A 17,976-nucleotide genomic window follows, 5' to 3' on the forward strand; every position below is an offset into this window, starting at 1 on the left:
CCGGCTTCCGGATGACGAAATGCACAAACCGGCCGAAATTGTTATAATCGAAAAAATTAAAAATCAATACGGATTATTCTATCAGATTGATTTATCGATATTTATTATATCATTAATATAGTTTGATTTCAAACCGGCGGAAAATGCGCCGCCTTCCGCAGGCGCGCCCTCCCCGCCATCGGGGCGTTTAACGCCGGATTGCCGATGCGGTACAATGGCTGATATGAAGAAAATTACCCCTCAAAACCTGCGCCCCCTGCTTTCGGAAAGCTTGGGACATACCGATTTTGTCAACGTCCTCAACGCACTGATTAAATTTTTGCGCCGTGGCGGCAAAAAATGTGCGGGGGAACGTTTCGACCTGATTATCGACACATTCAAACAAGACAGGGAATTACTGTCCCGCTTCAGCCGGTGTTTTTACATCTGGCTCGCGCAAATACACATTTATCCGGCACTTATCAAACTCGGCATCTTCTCGCGCCACAGCTTTGCCCGGGAAATGGGCATACGCATATACGAACGCTTCAGCCCGTCATATAAAGATTTTGCCAACTTGGGCGAAGTCTTCCTTTATCTTTTCCATTCCGAAAACGACGACAAATGGCTGCAAACGCTCAATATCCGCCAATGGCTGGTTTTATACGAACTCATCCGGAGCCACGCCGAGCCGTCCAAATTGCAGACGGCGGGCATCCGCCTTGCCGATGCGCGTTTGCGCGCCATCGAAATGCTGTCTGTCTGGACGGCATCCGAAGCCATCGAGCCCGACCTCATCCGCATCGCCCCGCGCCTGCTGGAAGCCGATTCTTCCTTCGTTGCCCTCCAACGCGAAACCGCCAAACTGGTCGAACACTACCGCAACGGCACCGCGCCTTACGACACCGCCCACCTCGAAGTGATGTTCGACCAATGTTTCAGCCAGATTGACTATTTGCGCCGCAAAGGGACGGGCGCCGGCTCCGGTTCGTCGGTCAAAGTCGCCCACCTGCTCGAACGGCTCCGGCAGACCGTAGGCCGTCTGAAGCTGCTCACCGACATCCAAACCGGTGCCGGCAACAGCAACCGCCTGACCATCGCCCTGATGAACTCCCTCATCTACGCGGCAGTCGAACAATACAGCACCCGCCACCTGCGCCGCAGCAGCATCCGTATGCTCGCCCGCAGCATTACCGAAAACAAAAGCCACCACGGCGAACACTACATCACCCGCAACCGCAAAGAATATTTCAAAATGTTCTACTCGGCGGCAGGCGGCGGCATCATCATCGCCCTGATGGCGCTGCTCAAAATCCGCATCGGCACACTCGGCCTCAGCCCCTTCCTGACTTCCTTGTCGGCTGGGTTCAACTACGGCATCGGCTTTATGATCATCCATATGCTGCACTGCACCGTCGCCACCAAACAGCCCGCGATGACTGCCGCCAGCTTTGCCGAACAGGTCGATCTCAACGAAGGCGGCAAAGCGGTGGACAACAAACTCGCCAAGCTCCTCATCGACGTATGCCGTTCCCAAAGTGTCGCCGTTTTCGGCAACGTTTCCATCGCCATCCTTTTGGCGTGCGCCATATCGTTCGGCTATGCCCATCTGTACCGGCTGCCCATACTCGATGCACACACCGCCGCCTACCAGTTCAAATCCATAGACATCATCGCTTACCCGACGCTGTGGTATGCCGCCATTGCAGGCCTGTGGCTGTTCTGCTCCGGCATCATCGCAGGCTTCTTCGACAACCGCGCCGACTACCTCAACCTGCGCCAACGCCTGCCCTTCAACCCCTTGCTGCGTAAAATCATGCGCCCCGGGCCCCGCCGCGTCCTCGCCGCCTACATCCACAAACACTACGGCTCGTTGGTCGGCAACTTCATCTTCGGGATGCTCTTAGGTATGACCGGCTATTTCGGACACCTCCTCGGGCTGCCGCTGGACATCCGCCACGTCGCCTTTTCCTCCGCCAACCTCGGCTATGCCGCCGTCAGCGGCAACGTCGGCTTGGGTACATTCGTACTCGGCATTCTCAGCGTCCTCGCCATCGGCTTGGTCAACCTCTGCGTCAGTTTCAGCCTCGCCCTCTTCGTCGCCCTGCGCTCGCGCGGCACGAAAATCGGCAGCATCCGCAATCTGATTAAGAGTTTTTGGAATCAGATTAAAAGCAATCCCTGCATACTTTTCCTCCCGCCCGCCAAAGAACAGGGACATCCTCCTTCGGACAAGCCTTGACCGGCAATGCCGTCTGAAGCGGGCTTCGCCCCGAATACCGCCCTGATGCGGAAAATCCCCATAAAAGGATGCAAAAATGCCGTCTGAACCGAAACTTGGTTCAGACGGCATTGTATAGTGGATTAACAAAAATCAGGACAAGGCGACGAAGCCGCAGACAGTACAAATAGTACGGCAAGGCGAGGCAACGCCGTACTGGTTTAAATTTAATCCACTATAAAAAACATTACAATCCCGGGCCGCCAAGCGAATTGGCAATGTCCCTGACCGCCGTTACATACATCCGGCTGTGGTTGTACTGCCATACCGTATAAAAATTGTTCAAGCCCAAATAATATTCAAACACGCCGGGTGCGGTTTCCAGTTTGAACAAAACCGCCTTTTCATCATCTGCAAGCTCTTCGCCGGGGATGATGCCGTACGCCTTCAAATCCGCCACCGTCCGCGTCAGGGCGGTTTTTTCGCCAATGATTGCCTGAACATCCGCACCCGGCGCCAATGTTGCAGACACCAGTATTTTCCCGCCCGTGCGCCAACCGTGCTGCTTCATATAATTGGCAACCGATGCCGCGACATCGCCGACGTTGCCCCATATGTCCCGATGTCCGTCCCCGTCATAATCCACCGCCCATTTCCGGTAGCTCGAAGGCATAAATTGCGGCATACCCATTGCGCCCGCATAGCTGCCTTTAAAGGCGAAAACATCGCCGCCCTCTTCTTTTGCCAGCTTTAAAAGCTCGACCAATTCTTTTTGGAAGAACCCGGCGCGGCGGGGGTAATCAAAGCCTAAAGTCGCCAATGCGTCCGCCACACGGAAACTGCCCGTATTTTTGCCGTAATTCGTTTCAATCCCGATAACCGCCACGATAAGCTCGGCAGGCACGCCGTATTTTTGCGCCACATCATCGACAACTGCGCGGTTTTCCGCATAAAACCGGTGCGCGCCGTGAAATTTCGCCCTGCCCGAATTTCCCGTGCGGAACACATACCACGGACGCGATGTGGAGGGGCGGTGCATAATCTTGACGATGTCCGCCTTGTAAGCCGCTTTGTCAAAAAAATCCTGCCATTCCGCCCGGGAAAAATCTCCTTTCCCGACTTCATCGTCCACAAAACGGCGGACATTTGCATTGGCGGCAAACCCGCTGTCTGATACCGGTACGGCTGCCGCGTCAAACGCGGGGCGGCTTTCTTTTTTCATTTCATCCGCGCGGGGGGCTTGGGCTTCATCTGCCCGGGGCGGGCGGGTCTCCATCGCCGTACAGGCAGACAAAGCCGCCAAACAAATTACCGGGAGCAGTATTTTTCTCTTTTTCATAAATATGTTCCGAACAAATAGGGTAAGTGGGAAAGCCGGCAAAACAAAAAGACGCGGCGTGAAATCCGGCATCCGCCTGAAATGCCGTCTGAAAGCACTTTTCCCCCTTCAGACGGCATTGTCCGCCTGCCGCCGCATTTGTCCGCTATCCGCAATATCGGCAGTCCAATATGTCTTTGCGGATGTCGTTCAGCAGGAAGGCTGCGGTGTCTTCGTGTTCTGCCTGTACGAAGACAAAGAGTCGGGCGATGATTTTGCCGATGAAGACTTTTTGCAGGGCGCAGGCGTCGGTCAGGGTGTGTTCCTGCAGGAAGCTGCAGATGTCTTCGGGCAAAGTGTAGTCGCGGGCAACGGCGGCAAAACGGGCATCGGTTTGCAGGCGGTCGAGCAGGGTTTGGTTTTTGTCCAACTTAATGCCTGCTTCTTTTTCTTCGGCGGTGGCGCGGACGAACTGGTCGTAAATTTCAGCATAAAGCATATCGTTCGGGCCTTCAAAAATCGTGAAGGGGCGGATGTCGATGGCGATATTGCCGGCGGTGTGTCCGCGTTCAAAACCTTTCGCGCCCAAGAGTTTTTGCAACATTTGCGCGGCGGCGTAAGTGTATTCCGTGGCGAGGGTTTTGACGATGTTTGCCTCCATCAATTGATGGGCGACAGGCGAGACGGGCGAAACGGAATGGTAGACGTAGCGGTAAAGGATTTCGGAAACCTGATGGCGGCGTTGGATTTCGCGGCGTTCGTAATCGACGAATCTGATGTCGTTGCGGACGTATCGGTTCAGGTTTTCAAGGATGTATTCCATGATGCCGTGCGTCATACCGACCAGTTGCAGGCGGCTGCGGATAAAGATGTTTTGGAACGCGCGCAAACCGGCCGCGTCGCCCTGAGAGAGTTTCATCACGGCGGTTGCAGGCATTTGATCATCAATACGATTGACGGCGTAACGGACGGCGCGCAAGCCTTCGGATGCGAGGGTTTCGCAGCGGATGTATGTTTTGGGGACGAGCAGCAGGTCGATGACTTTGGCGAGTTTGCCGTTTTTTGCGCTCTTTGGCGGCAACGAGGAGGAAGTCGCTTTGCGAGTTGCCCTGCCAGTATTTCGCGGCGTTGACGTAAATGGTTTGTTCGTCGGTATATTCGTAGTAGGACTGCATTTCGCGTGCAATCGCCGCGCCGGAGGTTTCGGGTTCGGTAACGCCCAAACCGCCGCCCTCGCCTTTGAAAACCATATCCAAACCTTGCGCGACTTGCGCTTCGCCGCCGAATTCTTGCAGGGGCTGCAACACCAGCGCGCCTTCGATGCCGGTACGCAGGGTAACGGGCACGCCGTAATGCCCCGCAATCCGCAATACTTCCTGAATTTCAAACTGGCTGCCCTTGCGGCCGCCGTGTTTTTTGTCGAGGAAGGGCAACAGCAAACCAGCCTGCTTCAAGGCCAGCCATTTGTCTTCGGGCAGGTATCGCATCAGGTCGATGCCGTCTGAAAAAATGCGGCGGAATGCGGATTCGATGTGCTTTAAAAAAGCAGCCGTGTCCATGGTTGACGGCTGCGCGCTCGGTTCGGTGTGTATCATCGGCTTTCTCTGTCGGTTCCCATTAATCGGCGGCCGGTCAAACCGCCTGCCACGGTTTAGAGTTAATTTTCTAAGTTTTATACCATAAACTTACCTAAGCAACAATGATTATCGGACAGCTTTAATAACTCACAACGTAGCAGCTACAGCCATTTCCAAATTTAATTATGAAATATTAAAAGATAACATATTGATTTTTAATAAAAATTAATTATTTACATTATATATATATATATATATATATATATAATGGGACTCTTAATGCTTTATTGAATCTTTCTAACCAATACTATGGAGTCTTAAATGCTGAATAAAAATCACTCAGTTGACCAAAAAATGCCTATTAACCACCCATTACTTTCTCGATTGATTAAAGAAGTTGAGAATGAGCAGAAAACAGCGATGATGTTCAAATATGACCGCACGCACAACCGTCATAATCGTGGTCAGTAATATCAGATTATGATTGATACTGTTTTATTGAAAGTCGCCAGTAGGTGCAATCTGAATTGCACCTACTGTTATGTGTACCATTTAGGCGATGACGGTTGGAAAGATAATCCAAAACTGCTTAGTGAAAAGAGCATTGACGATATTGAGAAATCTTTGTTTGACTTATACTCTTTTCAAGGAAAAAGTTTTGCAATTGTTCTTCATGGAGGCGAACCCTTTTTATTGCCAAAACATCGGCTTGAATATTTATTGAAAAAATTGCGGCATCGATTACCTGAATACACTACTGTTTCAATTCAAACTAACGGGCTTCTTCTTACAGAAGAATTGATTACACTTTGTTATACATATAACGTAACTATTTCTATCAGCTTGGACGGTCCGCAAAACATCAATGATGAAATGAGGCTGGATCATTTAGGACGTGGTTCATTTTACCGCATTATGGATAGTCTTCGTCTGATAAAAAACCATCCATTTTCAAATCAAGTTTTTACTGGTTGCTTGGCTGTTATTAACCCTTTAAGTAACCCTAAAGAGATTTATAATTTTTTTAAAAAATTAAATATTCCAAGTGTTAATTTCTTAATGAGAGACGGCAATCATGACCGATACCCTTTTGGAAAATCAAGTTTTGAATCATTAGAATATGGAAAATGGCTGGAATCTTTATGGAATTTATATTTTTATGACCCCAACCCTATCCCTATAGCATTTTTTGATAACTACGTCAAACTGCTGATTGGAGGATTTAGTTCGAAAGAAGGGACGGGAACTGAAACTTCAGGCATTTTGATTATTGATACAAATGGAGATATTACCAAGAACGATACCCTAAAGAGTACAAAAAATCGGGCAGACAGATTCGAGTTTTCGTGGAATGTATCCAAGAATAATTTAATTGAACTAATCCAATCTAATGAATTTAAAGATTACCTGAAACTTCAAAATCCGATATCAAAAGAATGTAAAAATTGTCGATATTTATCAATCTGTGGCGGTGGGATGCCCCTATATCGTTGGAGTGATAAAAACGGATTTGATAATCCATCCGTATTCTGCCAAGATCATATACATATCATTGAAACCATATCAAACACATTAGAAAAATACCTATGAAGATAAATACAAATAATATTCAATGCAATAAAATACCTTTTCCTCATGCTTTTTCTAAAAATTTTTTAGACGGGCAACAAGCAAAAGATATTTTAGAATGGTTGGAAATTGCCCCTTGGCATTTAACTGTTACAGATTTCTACAGCCAGTACGAATTTTTACTTGATATACAGAATGTACCAAAAAATCTACAATTTTTGATTAGTGATGAAACAAAACAAAGATTAAAGAATTTAATGGAGAATTTATTTTCATGCCGACTAAAGGATACTGTCGAGATAGTTGCCCATCGCTTATTAGACAATCAAATCATCAAAATTCACAATGATTACATTGAAGAGGCTGATTTCGAAGCCGAATCGCATCGCCTGCTTATTCAACTAAATCACGGCTGGTCTGCTGATAATGGAGGATATTTAATGATTTTTAACAGCAAAAATCCACAGGATATAGCCAATATAATTTTACCGGAGCATCGAAGTATGTTTGCATTTGAAATATCAAAAGAATCTCATCACGCCGTTAGCAAAATTTATTCCGGTTGCCGCTACACCCTGATTTTTAATTTCTACAGAATTATTTGATAAGACATGTTTCAACAAACATGACGACATATAAAGCATCGCTCTATGTGTCGTCATGAACAGGGGGCGGTTACTTCTGTATCCGATTAGATTCTATCGCCCTGAATAGCAAGGTTTTAATCAAAAAGAAAAGCAATGCGCTCCTTCCAGCGGGATGCAATGAGATAAAGATTATCTTCTCCTTGATACTAAATAATGCCGATATGTCTTATATTTTCATTTCGTAACCTCACTTTGCCTTGCCATTTGAAAAGCTGAAACTTACTATCCGGTAGCAAAGGTAGCGTTTTACACATCCTTTTTTCCCATAAAATCAAGTTTTCTCCGTCATACAAAAGCCGTTTAAAAAACCAAGCAAGTATCCTATTCTTAATCTGTTAAAATTCCATCTATACAACCTGACTAACCCCGAAGCGGCTCGAAATTTTTTCCAGCTGCCGCAAACCATTATCCCTACGCCATGACCTACCCCATCCCCAAACCCCGTGAAAAATCCCGTTGGTTCAACCTTTCGCAAGGCTCGCTGCCCTTGGCTTTGGCGCGTTATCTGCCGCACAAGCGGCTCAAAGTCGTGCTGACCCAAGATGCGGAACAGGCGTTGCGCCTTCAGACGGCGTGGCGGTTTTTCCGTCCGCACGATACGGCGGTGTTCCTGCCGGACTGGGAAACGCTGCCTTACGAGCGTTTTTCTCCGCATCAGGATTTGGTGTCGGAGCGGCTGTCGGCGTTGTGGCAGATTAAGAGCGGCGCGGCGGATGTGTTGTTCGTGCCGGTTGCCACGGCGATGCAGAAGCTGCCGCCCGTACCGTTTCTGACAGGGCGCACGTTTTGGCTGAAAACAGGGCAGACTTTGGATATAGGCCGTCTGAAAAGCGATTTAGTGGATGCAGGTTATAACCATGTTTCCCACGTTGTTGCGGCAGGCGAGTTCGCTGTGCGCGGCGGTATTGTCGATTTGTTCCCGATGGGCAGTGAAATGCCGTACCGCATCGATTTGTTCGACGATGAAATCGACAGCATCAAAACCTTTGACACTGAAACGCAGCGCACCATTTCCCCCGTTTCCGAAATCCGCCTGCTGCCGGCACACGAGTTCCCCACCGACAGCGAGGCGCAAAAGATTTTCCGCAGCCGCTTCCGAGAAGAAGTCGACGGCAATCCGAACGATGCCGCTGTGTATAAAGCCGTCAGCAACGGTCATTTCGGCGCAGGCGTGGAATATTATCTGCCGCTGTTTTTTGAAAACGAGCTGGAAACGCTATTTGACTATATCGGCGAAGATGCGCTGTTTGTCTCTTTGGACGATGTTCACGCCGAGGCAAACCGCTTTTGGAGCGATGTCAAATCGCGTTACGCCATGGCGCAGGGCGACGAAACCTATCCGCCTTTGCTTCCACAGCATTTGTATCTCTCTGCCGACGTATTCGCAGGCCGTCTGAAAAACTACGGACAAGTTCTGCCCGATGTTTCCGGCAAGGAACACACCCTGCCCGACCTTGCCGTCAACCGCCAATCCGACGAGCCTTTGCAGGCATTGAAGGACTTTCAGACGGCGTTTGAAGGACGGATTTTGCTGTGCGCCGAAAGTTTGGGACGGCGCGAAACCATGCTCGGCTTCTTGCAGCAAAACGGCTTGAAAGCCAAACCCGTGTCCGACTGGCAGGGCTTTTTATCGGCACACGAGCCGCTGATGATTACTGTTGCGCCGTTGGCATACGGGTTCAAACTGGGCGGACTGCAATCGCCGAACCAACAGCAAGCTGCTCCAGCCTCCGAGAGAGAAAATTGGGGAGAAAGCAAAGCGGTTGCCGCTCAAAGCACCATCGCCGTCATCACCGAATCCGACCTCTACCAATACGTCGCCCGTTCGCGCGCCCACAACCGCCGCAAGAAACACGCCGCCATTTCAGACGGCCTGTTGCGCGACCTTGCCGAAATCAACATCGGCGATCCCGTTGTTCACGAAGAACACGGCATCGGGCGGTATATGGGCTTGGTCACAATGGACTTGGGCGGCGAAACCAACGAAATGATGTTGCTCGAATACGCAGGCGAAGCGCAGCTTTATGTGCCCGTTTCGCAACTGCATTTAATCAGCCGCTACTCCGGTCAGGCGCATGAGAACGTCGCCCTGCACAAGCTCGGCAGCGGCGCGTGGAACAAGGCGAAGCGCAAAGCCGCCGAAAAAGCGCGCGATACCGCCGCCGAGTTGCTCAACCTCTACGCCCGACGCGCTGCCCAATCGGGACACAAGTTTGAAATCAACGAGTTGGACTATCAGGCGTTTGCCGACGGTTTCGGCTACGAGGAAACCGAAGACCAGGCCGCCGCCATCGCCGCCGTGATTAAAGATTTGACGCAGGCGAAGCCGATGGACCGCCTTGTGTGCGGCGATGTCGGTTTCGGCAAAACCGAAGTCGCCCTGCGCGCCGCGTTTGTGGCGGTAATGGGTGGCAAACAGGTCGCCGTACTCGCCCCGACCACGCTTCTGGTCGAGCAGCACGCGCAAAATTTCGCCGACCGCTTCGCCGATTTTCCCGTGAAAGTCGCCGGCCTTTCGCGTTTCAACAACAACAAAGCCACCAAAGCCGCACTGGAAGGTATGGCGGACGGCACGGTCGATATCGTTATCGGCACGCACAAATTGGTGCAGGACGACATCAGATTCAAAAACTTAGGTTTAGTGATTATCGATGAAGAACACCGCTTTGGCGTTCGCCAAAAAGAGCAGCTCAAACGCCTGCGCGCCAATGTCGATATCCTTACCATGACCGCCACGCCGATTCCGCGTACTTTAAGTATGGCGTTGGAAGGCCTGCGCGACTTTTCGCTGATTACCACCGCGCCCAGCCGCCGCCTCGCCGTCAAAACTTTTGTCAAACCCTTCAGCGAAGGCAGCGTGCGCGAAGCCGTATTGCGCGAACTCAAACGCGGCGGACAGGTATTTTTCCTGCACAATGAAGTAGATACGATTGAAAATATGCGCGAGCGGCTGGAAACCCTGCTGCCCGAAGCCCGCATCGGCGTAGCGCACGGACAACTGCGCGAGCGCGAGCTGGAGCAAGTGATGCGCGACTTTTTGCAACAAAGATTTAACGTGTTGCTCTGTTCCACCATCATCGAAACCGGTATCGACATCCCCAACGCCAACACCATCATCATCAACCGTGCCGACAAATTCGGACTGGCGCAACTGCACCAGCTTCGCGGGCGTGTCGGCCGCAGCCATCACCAAGCCTACGCCTACCTGCTCACGCCCGAATACATCACCAAAGACGCAGAAAAACGCCTCGATGCCATTGCGGCGGCAGACGAACTCGGCGCAGGCTTCACCCTCGCCATGCAGGATTTGGAAATCCGCGGCGCAGGCGAAATCCTTGGCGAAGGTCAGTCCGGCGAAATGATGCAGGTCGGCTTCACGCTCTACACCGAAATGCTCAAACAGGCCGTGCGCGACCTCAAAAAAGGCCGCCAGCCCGACCTCGACGCACCGTTGGGCATTACCACCGAAATCAAACTGCACAGCCCGGCATTACTGCCCGAAAGCTACTGCCCCGACATCCACGAACGGCTCGTCCTCTACAAACGCCTCGCCGTCTGCGAAACCGTGCAGCAAATCAACGCCATACACGAAGAACTCGTCGACCGCTTCGGCCTGCCCGAGCAACCCGTCAAAACCCTCATCGAAAGCCACCACTTACGGCTTATGGCAAAAGAATTGGGTATCGATGCCATTGATGCGGCCGGCGAAGCCGTAACCGTTACCTTCGGCAAACACCACTGTATCGACCCGACGGAGATTATCCTGCTGATTCAGACGGATAAAAAATACCGGCCGGCAGGGGCAGACAAATTGAGGTTTGCAGCGGAAATGGAAAACATCGAAGTACGGATCAACACCGTCAAAACCGTGCTAAAAACCCTGCAAAGCAAACGCCTGCCCAAAGGAAATTGATGTAACGATGCCGTCTGAAGAACACCGTTCAGACGGCACACAATCTCTCAATCCTCACCAAAGGAACAATCATGTCGATTTTTCACCCCTATTTCCAACAACTGTCCACCGAGGGTTTTGACGGAGAAGAAGATGTCCTCTGGGAAGACGAGCTGACCGTCAAAGGCAATCTTGTCGAGGTATCCCTGTGGGCAGAAAATGAAAACAGCCTGCCAACCAAAACATTGGATGCATTTGCCGCCTTCCTGTCCGAATTGGAAAAAGCCGATGATGCCGCACGCGCCGCACTGACGGAATATTTGAAACGGGACAGCCGCTATATCGACTTTCACACCGAAGATACCCAAACAAGCCGCGATGCGGCAAAGTTTGTCCGCACCATGCAGTTGACCTATATCAGCTTATGGGCAGAAAGTCCGGCTTTTGCCGTTATGGATTATATGCCCGCCAATATGGAAAGCGACGAAATCCTTGCCGTCAAACTGCATTTGGACGGCAGCATTTTCTCAATCGATTGGGAGAGTTGAGCCGGATTGCCAATCGGCAAAAATGAAATGCCGTCTGAAAACAGCTTCCCTGCCCGAAGCCTTGCCATTATGAATTTGAAAGAAACTCCACTATAATACGGTATTCAGATTTTCAGACGGCATCGCGCCCGTCAGACCGCACACAAACCAAAAGGAAATACATGTTCCGTACTATGCTTGGCGGAAAAATCCACCGCGCCACCGTAACCGAAGCCGATTTGAACTACGTCGGCAGCATTACCGTCGATCAAGACCTATTGGACGCGGCAGGCATCTATCCCAACGAAAAAGTCGCCATCGTCAACAACAACAACGGCGAACGTTTTGAAACCTATACCATTTCAGGCAAACGCGGCAGCGGCGTGGTCTGCCTGAACGGGGCGGCGGCCAGGCTGGTACAGAAAGGCGATATCGTCATCATCATGTCTTATATCCAACTCTCCGAGCCTGAAATCGCCGCACACGAGCCCAAAGTCGTCTTATTGGACGGAAACAACAAAATCCGCGACATCATCTCCTATGAGCCGCCGCACACCGTGCTGTAACCCTGAAAACGGACATTGATTATGGATATTAAAATCAACGACATCACCATCGGCAACAACTCGCCCTTCGTCCTATTCGGCGGCATCAACGTTTTAGAAGATTTGGATTCCACCCTCCAAACCTGCGCGCATTACGTCGAAGTAACCCGCAAACTGGGCATCCCCTATATCTTTAAAGCCTCTTTCGACAAGGCAAACCGTTCCTCCATCCATTCTTATCGCGGCGTAGGCTTGGAAGAAGGCTTAAAGATTTTCGAAAAAGTCAAAGCGGAATTCGGCATCCCCGTCATTACCGACGTACACGAACCCTATCAGTGCCGACCCGTTGCCGAAGTGTGCGATGTCATCCAGCTTCCCGCCTTTCTTGCGCGGCAGACCGATTTGGTGGCCGCAATGGCGGAAACGGGCAATGTTATCAATATCAAAAAACCCCAGTTCCTCAGCCCTTCGCAAATGAAAAATATCGTGGAAAAATTCCGCGAAGCCGGCAACGGGAAACTGATTTTATGCGAACGCGGCAGCAGCTTCGGCTACGACAACCTCATTGTCGATATGCTCGGTTTCGGCGTGATGAAACAGACTTGCGGTAACCTGCCGGTTATTTTCGACGTTACCCATTCCCTGCAAACCCGCGATGCCGGTTCTGCCGCATCCGGCGGTCGTCGCGCACAGGCTTTGGATTTGGCACTTGCAGGCATGGCAACCCGCCTTGCCGGCCTGTTCCTCGAATCGCACCATGATCCGAAACTGGCAAAATGCGACGGCCCCAGCGCGCTGCCGCTGCACCTTTTAGAAGATTTTTTAATCCGCATCAAAGCATTGGACGATTTAATCAAATCACAACCGATTTTAACAATCGAGTAACACGGTTTCGCCTTATGATGCAGACTTTCCGAAAAATCAGCCTGTATGCCGCAACCTTGTGGCTCGGTATGCAGATTATGACGGGTTATATCGCCGCACCGGTGCTGTTCAAAATGCTGCCCAAAATGCAGGCGGGCAAAATTGCCGGCGTATTGTTCGACATCCTTTCTTGGAGCGGGCTTGCCGTTTGGGGCGCGGTGCTGATTGCCGCCTTTTCCGTCCTGACCCGGCTGCAAACCGCCCTGCTGATTTTTTTATTGTCCGCCCTTGCCGCCAACCGATTCTTGGTTACACCCGTTATCGAGGCGCTGAAATACGGGCATGAGAATTGGCTGTTGTCGGCTTTGGGCGGATCTTTCGGAATGTGGCACGGCATTTCCAGTATTGTTTTTATGGCGGCCGCCCTACTTTCGATTTACTTAAGTTGGCGGCTCTACGGCAAAAATGCCGTCTGAAGCCTACCGCTTTACCTCACGTCACTTTAATTTGGAGAATATTTATGAGCGCAATCGTTGATATTTTTGCCCGCGAGATTTTGGACTCACGCGGCAACCCCACCGTAGAATGCGATGTATTGCTGGAATCCGGAGTCATGGGACGCGCAGCCGTACCAAGCGGCGCATCAACCGGTCAGAAAGAAGCTTTGGAACTGCGCGACGGTGACAAATCCCGCTATTCCGGCAAAGGCGTATTGAAGGCGGTCGAACACGTCAACAACCAAATCGCCCAAGCCCTCATCGGTATCGATGCCAACGAACAATCTTATATCGACCAAATTATGATTGAATTGGACGGTACTGAAAACAAAGGCAATTTGGGTGCGAACGCCACTTTGGCGGTTTCCATGGCGGTTGCACGCGCCGCTGCCGAAGATTCGGGTCTGCCGCTTTACCGCTACTTGGGCGGCGCAGGCCCGATGTCCCTGCCTGTACCGATGATGAACGTCATCAACGGCGGCGAACACGCCAACAACAGCCTGAACATCCAAGAATTTATGATTATGCCCGTCGGCGCAAAATCTTTCCGCGAAGCATTGCGCTGCGGCGCGGAAATCTTCCACGCGCTGAAAAAACTGTGCGATGGTAAAGGCTTCCCGACTACCGTCGGCGACGAAGGCGGTTTCGCCCCCAACCTGAACAGCCACAAAGAAGCCCTGCAACTGATGGTCGAAGCAACCGAAGCCGCAGGCTACAAAGCAGGCGAAGACGTGTTGTTCGCCTTGGACTGCGCGTCCAGCGAGTTCTACAAAGACGGCAAATACCACTTGGAAGCCGAAGGCCGCTTTTACACCAGTGCGGAATTTGCCGAATACTTGGAAGGCCTGGTCAACGAGTTCCCCATCATCTCCATCGAAGACGGCATGGATGAAAACGACTGGGAAGGCTGGAAACTGCTGACCGAAAAATTGGGCGGCAAAGTCCAGCTCGTTGGCGACGACCTCTTCGTTACCAATCCGAAAATCCTTGCCGAAGGCATTGAAAAAGGCGTGGCAAACGCACTATTGGTCAAAGTCAACCAAATCGGTACTTTGAGCGAAACCCTGAAAGCCGTCGACTTGGCCAAACGCAACCGCTATGCCTGCGTAATGAGCCACCGTTCCGGCGAGACCGAAGACAGCACCATTGCCGACTTGGCAGTCGCCACCAACTGCATGCAGATTAAAACCGGTTCCCTGTCCCGTTCCGACCGTATGGCGAAATACAACCAACTGCTGCGTATCGAGGAAGAATTGGCGGAAGCCGCCTACTACCCCGGCAAGGCCGCATTCTACCAACTGGGAAAATAAGAAAAGGTTAACGTATGAAGTGGGTAACTGTCGTTTTATCCGTCGCCCTCGCCTGCTGCCAGTACAGCCTCTGGTTCGGCAAAGGCAGTATCGGGCGCAACAACAACCTGAAAGATCAGATTGCCGTTCAGGAAGAAAAAAACCAGACACTCGCCCTACGCAACCATTCCCTTGCAGCCGAAGTCTATGATTTGGAAAACGGTCAAGAAGCCATTTCGGAAATCGCCCGGGTAGAGCTGGGTTATATCCAAGACGGCGAAACCTTTTACCGACTCATCAGGCATAACCGGTAATGCCGTACAAAAGCCGTCTGAATCCGTTTCAGACGGCTTTTATTTCAAGAAACCGTCAGGCAGACTTTCCTCTTTCCCCGTCAAACCGCAATCCAGCCTGACATCCCCCTCGACACAACAGCAGCACGGCAGTATCTCGTCCCGCCCCAAAAAAGCCAACGGCGGCTCCCGATAAGTAACGCTTCCCTCCAAAATCTTTACCCGGCACGATCCGCAATATCCGCTTCGGCACTGATATTCCACCATATGCCCCGTCCGTTCCAGGCCTTCCAACAAAGTTTCCCCCTCCAACAACTCAAAAACCCTATCTCTCGTACTAATGAGTGCCATTTCTAACCAATCATAAAAACCCAAAACCGATAACAAGCCTAACCCGTTTCATTCCTTATTGAAAAAATGCCGTCTGAAAAAACAAGTTTCAGACGGCATTCCTCCATAAAAAACACATACGGTAAAAAATTTACAGCTCAAAGTCGCCCAAATCATCCGTATTCACTTCAGAGTCAATCTGTCCGATAAGGTAAGAAGAGATTTCCACTTCCTGCGGCGCGACCTGTACGTTGTCGGACGACAGCCACGCATTAATCCACGGAATCGGGTTTTGATTTGCACCTTCAAATCCAGCCGGCAATCCCACCGCCTGCATACGCAGATTGGTAATATATTCGACGTATTGGGATAAGATTTCCTTGTTCAAACCAATCATCGAACCGTCTTTAAACAAATATGCCGCCCACTCTTTTTCCTGTTCCGCCGCTTTTTTAAAGAGTTGGAAGCATTCATCCTGCAACTCGGCGGCAATTTCTGCCATTTCCGGATCATCGACACCCGAACGCATCAAATTAAGCATATGCTGCGTACTGGTCAGATGCAGTGCTTCGTCACGGGCAATCAGTTTGATGATTTTGGCGTTGCCTTCCATCAATTCGCGCTCGGCAAAAGCAAACGAGCAGGCAAATGAAACGTAGAAACGGATGGCTTCCAACACGTTGACGCACATCAGGCAGAGATAGAGCTTTTTCTTCAACCCGCGCAAAGACACGGTAACGAGCTTGCCGCCGACATTGTGCATCCCTTCGCCCAACAGGTTGTAATACTGGGTGTATTCGATTAAATCATCGTAATAGCAGGCAATATCTTCGGCGCGTGCGGTAATGTATTCGTTTTCGACAATATCATCAAACACGACCGACGGGTCATTCACGATATTGCGGATGATATGGGTATAGCTGCGCGAATGGATGGTTTCGCTAAAGCTCCACGTTTCAATCCACGTTTCCAGCTCGGGAATCGATACCAACGGCAGCAAGGCAACATTCGGACTGCGCCCTTGAATGGAATCGAGCAGTGTTTGATATTTCAGATTGCTGATGAAAATATGTTTTTCGTGTTCGGGCAGGTTGGCGTAGTCGATACGGTCGCGCGAGACATCAATTTCTTCAGGCCGCCAGAAGAAAGACAGTTGCTTTTCAATCAGTTTTTCAAATACTTCGTATTTCTGCTGGTCATAACGTGCAACATTCACTGGCTGACCGAAAAACATCGGCTCTTTCAGCGCGTCGTTTTTGGTTTTGGGAAAGGTGCTGTATGACATGACTAGGTGTTCGCAGGACATGGGTCTTTCTCAGGTTTATTTAAATTTAGGAATTTGGATTTGAGACGATCTTATATGTTTTAAGTAGGTCGTCTGAATGTATCTGTACATTAAGTTCTTGCCTTAAATATAGCTGTTAGTTATAATCTTCCCTAACAACTCCCCCAACTTTGCCAACCTGCGCGGTTGGAGCAACAAGGTTGGGGGGCTTTCTTTTATCCCTGCCACAATCTCTAGTTTCGCGGATTATTTTCCAAACCCATATCGCGCAAACTTACAGCTTCATTCGCGACATCTGGAAACTCATCCAGTAAAGCAAGAAGACGGCTTCCCCATTCGGTTCGCGGACAAATAATATCCAACATCCGTTTCATCAGGCAAAAATACACAAACGGTTTATTGATAGGAAATGATTTCCATTCTGCATCAGACAAACCTTTCAAGCTGGCTTTAAACGTAATGTCTCTATTCCATAATCGACTGTAATGTGCCGAAACGTTGCGAATAAAGTTAAATGCGTGTAGATGCGTTTGTAGATGTTTGCCATCTTTCAAACGATACAATTTGGCAATACGGTCTTTATCTTTATTTAACATCCCTTTATACATCATGGACATCGTACCAAAATCCCATACTTCACAGGCTACCCAAATAGGTAAATCGATATAATGTTCCAAATGATGTGTAATAAAACCGGTTTTCTTTTCACGTTCGACTAAATTATCATGCCTATTCATCCATTCGGCATGATTAAAGCCAGAGGTAAAATATTTGTTATCCTTGTAAGACAAGGGATCATACTGCCCCAATGTATGGGCGATATTTACCCGAAGAGCTACTTCAATTCTTTCCAGTGCATCTAATGCCAATTGCCGCAATTTCTTATCGAACATATAAAGGCTTTTGACATCTCCAAAACGAGTATCTGTAATAAACCTATCTAACCTGCTATTAGGATTTTGGGGATCAAATTGGCGGAAAGAGTAAAAATAGCCACTTAGTCGGTAATAACCAATACTGCGTAAATATCCTAATGCATTTTTTTCGTCATCGATCTGTAATCCTCTACTTTTCAGAATTTCCAACTGTTCATCGTAAGATTTCCAAAGCTTGGGTTCTTTTATCTGTTTGCTTTGCATAGCC

The 17,976-nt window shown here is 49.9% G+C and carries 15 protein-coding genes and 1 pseudogene; 11 read left to right on the forward strand and 5 right to left on the reverse strand.

Annotated features, from left to right (window positions below):
* Positions 1–223 precede the first annotated feature (223 nt).
* Complete coding sequence (locus tag FGL10_RS03440; RefSeq protein ID WP_495664075.1) at positions 224–2,221, forward strand: site-specific recombinase; 1,998 nt, start codon at positions 224–226, stop codon at positions 2,219–2,221.
* 226 nt (positions 2,222–2,447) lie between these two features.
* On the opposite strand, the gene mltB is transcribed toward FGL10_RS03440, so the two are convergent.
* The gene (mltB, locus tag FGL10_RS03445; RefSeq protein WP_036469554.1) at positions 2,448–3,539 is read right to left on the reverse strand and encodes a lytic murein transglycosylase B; all 1,092 of its coding nucleotides are present in this window, start codon (positions 3,537–3,539) and stop codon (positions 2,448–2,450) included.
* A 145-nt stretch (positions 3,540–3,684) separates the two neighbouring features.
* Positions 3,685–5,113 (reverse strand): annotated as a pseudogene (locus FGL10_RS03450) (acyl-CoA dehydrogenase family protein).
* Between the two features lie 303 nt (positions 5,114–5,416).
* On the opposite strand from FGL10_RS03450, the gene yhhA reads away from it, so the two are divergent.
* From yhhA to ftsB, 10 genes are all read left to right on the forward strand, one after another.
* The gene (yhhA, locus tag FGL10_RS12010) at positions 5,417–5,566 is read left to right on the forward strand and encodes a YhhA family cyclophane-containing RiPP (protein WP_003713099.1); all 150 of its coding nucleotides are present in this window, start codon (positions 5,417–5,419) and stop codon (positions 5,564–5,566) included.
* 9 nt (positions 5,567–5,575) lie between these two features.
* Complete coding sequence (gene yhhB / locus FGL10_RS03455; RefSeq protein ID WP_003708568.1) at positions 5,576–6,685, forward strand: cyclophane-forming radical SAM/SPASM peptide maturase YhhB; 1,110 nt, start codon at positions 5,576–5,578, stop codon at positions 6,683–6,685.
* A complete protein-coding gene (yhhC, locus tag FGL10_RS03460) occupies positions 6,682–7,269 on the forward strand; it encodes a cyclophane-containing peptide 2OG-Fe(II) oxygenase YhhC (protein WP_003708570.1) in 588 nt (195 codons plus the stop codon). Before yhhB ends, yhhC begins: the two co-directional genes overlap by 4 nt.
* Before the next feature lie 460 nt (positions 7,270–7,729).
* Positions 7,730–11,224 (forward strand): transcription-repair coupling factor, encoded by a 3,495-nt coding sequence (gene mfd, locus FGL10_RS03465; RefSeq protein WP_003708573.1) that lies wholly within the window; start codon positions 7,730–7,732, stop codon positions 11,222–11,224.
* 71 nt (positions 11,225–11,295) lie between these two features.
* Positions 11,296–11,751 (forward strand): DUF2004 domain-containing protein, encoded by a 456-nt coding sequence (locus FGL10_RS03470; protein ID WP_003708575.1) that lies wholly within the window; start codon positions 11,296–11,298, stop codon positions 11,749–11,751.
* A 161-nt stretch (positions 11,752–11,912) separates the two neighbouring features.
* Entirely contained in the window at positions 11,913–12,296 is a 384-nt protein-coding gene (panD, locus tag FGL10_RS03475) for an aspartate 1-decarboxylase (RefSeq protein WP_003708577.1), read from the forward strand.
* 21 nt (positions 12,297–12,317) lie between these two features.
* Positions 12,318–13,160, forward strand: a complete 843-nt coding sequence (kdsA, locus tag FGL10_RS03480; RefSeq protein WP_003708580.1) for a 3-deoxy-8-phosphooctulonate synthase — start codon at positions 12,318–12,320, stop codon at positions 13,158–13,160.
* A gap of 14 nt (positions 13,161–13,174) precedes the next feature.
* Positions 13,175–13,615, forward strand: coding sequence for a DUF4149 domain-containing protein (locus FGL10_RS03485; protein WP_003708582.1), 441 nt, complete (start codon positions 13,175–13,177; stop codon positions 13,613–13,615).
* A 44-nt stretch (positions 13,616–13,659) separates the two neighbouring features.
* Positions 13,660–14,946, forward strand: a complete 1,287-nt coding sequence (gene eno, locus FGL10_RS03490) for a phosphopyruvate hydratase (protein ID WP_003708584.1) — start codon at positions 13,660–13,662, stop codon at positions 14,944–14,946.
* Positions 14,947–14,960: 14 nt separating this feature from the next.
* Positions 14,961–15,239 (forward strand): cell division protein FtsB, encoded by a 279-nt coding sequence (gene ftsB, locus FGL10_RS03495; RefSeq protein WP_003708585.1) that lies wholly within the window; start codon positions 14,961–14,963, stop codon positions 15,237–15,239.
* A gap of 39 nt (positions 15,240–15,278) precedes the next feature.
* Here ftsB and yfaE read toward each other — a convergent pair whose 3' ends face one another.
* From yfaE to FGL10_RS03510, 3 genes are all read right to left on the reverse strand, one after another.
* On the reverse strand, positions 15,279–15,569 hold the full coding sequence (yfaE, locus tag FGL10_RS03500; RefSeq protein WP_003708588.1) for a class I ribonucleotide reductase maintenance protein YfaE: 291 nt from the start codon (positions 15,567–15,569) through the stop codon (positions 15,279–15,281).
* Positions 15,570–15,699: 130 nt separating this feature from the next.
* Positions 15,700–16,833, reverse strand: a complete 1,134-nt coding sequence (gene nrdB / locus FGL10_RS03505; protein ID WP_003708590.1) for a class Ia ribonucleoside-diphosphate reductase subunit beta — start codon at positions 16,831–16,833, stop codon at positions 15,700–15,702.
* A 233-nt stretch (positions 16,834–17,066) separates the two neighbouring features.
* Positions 17,067–17,972 (reverse strand): Abi family protein, encoded by a 906-nt coding sequence (locus FGL10_RS03510; RefSeq protein WP_171007441.1) that lies wholly within the window; start codon positions 17,970–17,972, stop codon positions 17,067–17,069.
* Between the last annotated feature and the right edge of the window lie 4 nt (positions 17,973–17,976).

Origin of the sequence: Neisseria lactamica (assembly GCF_901482445.1) — a bacterium.
In the GTDB taxonomy this organism is placed as follows: Bacteria; Pseudomonadota; Gammaproteobacteria; order Burkholderiales; family Neisseriaceae; genus Neisseria; species Neisseria lactamica.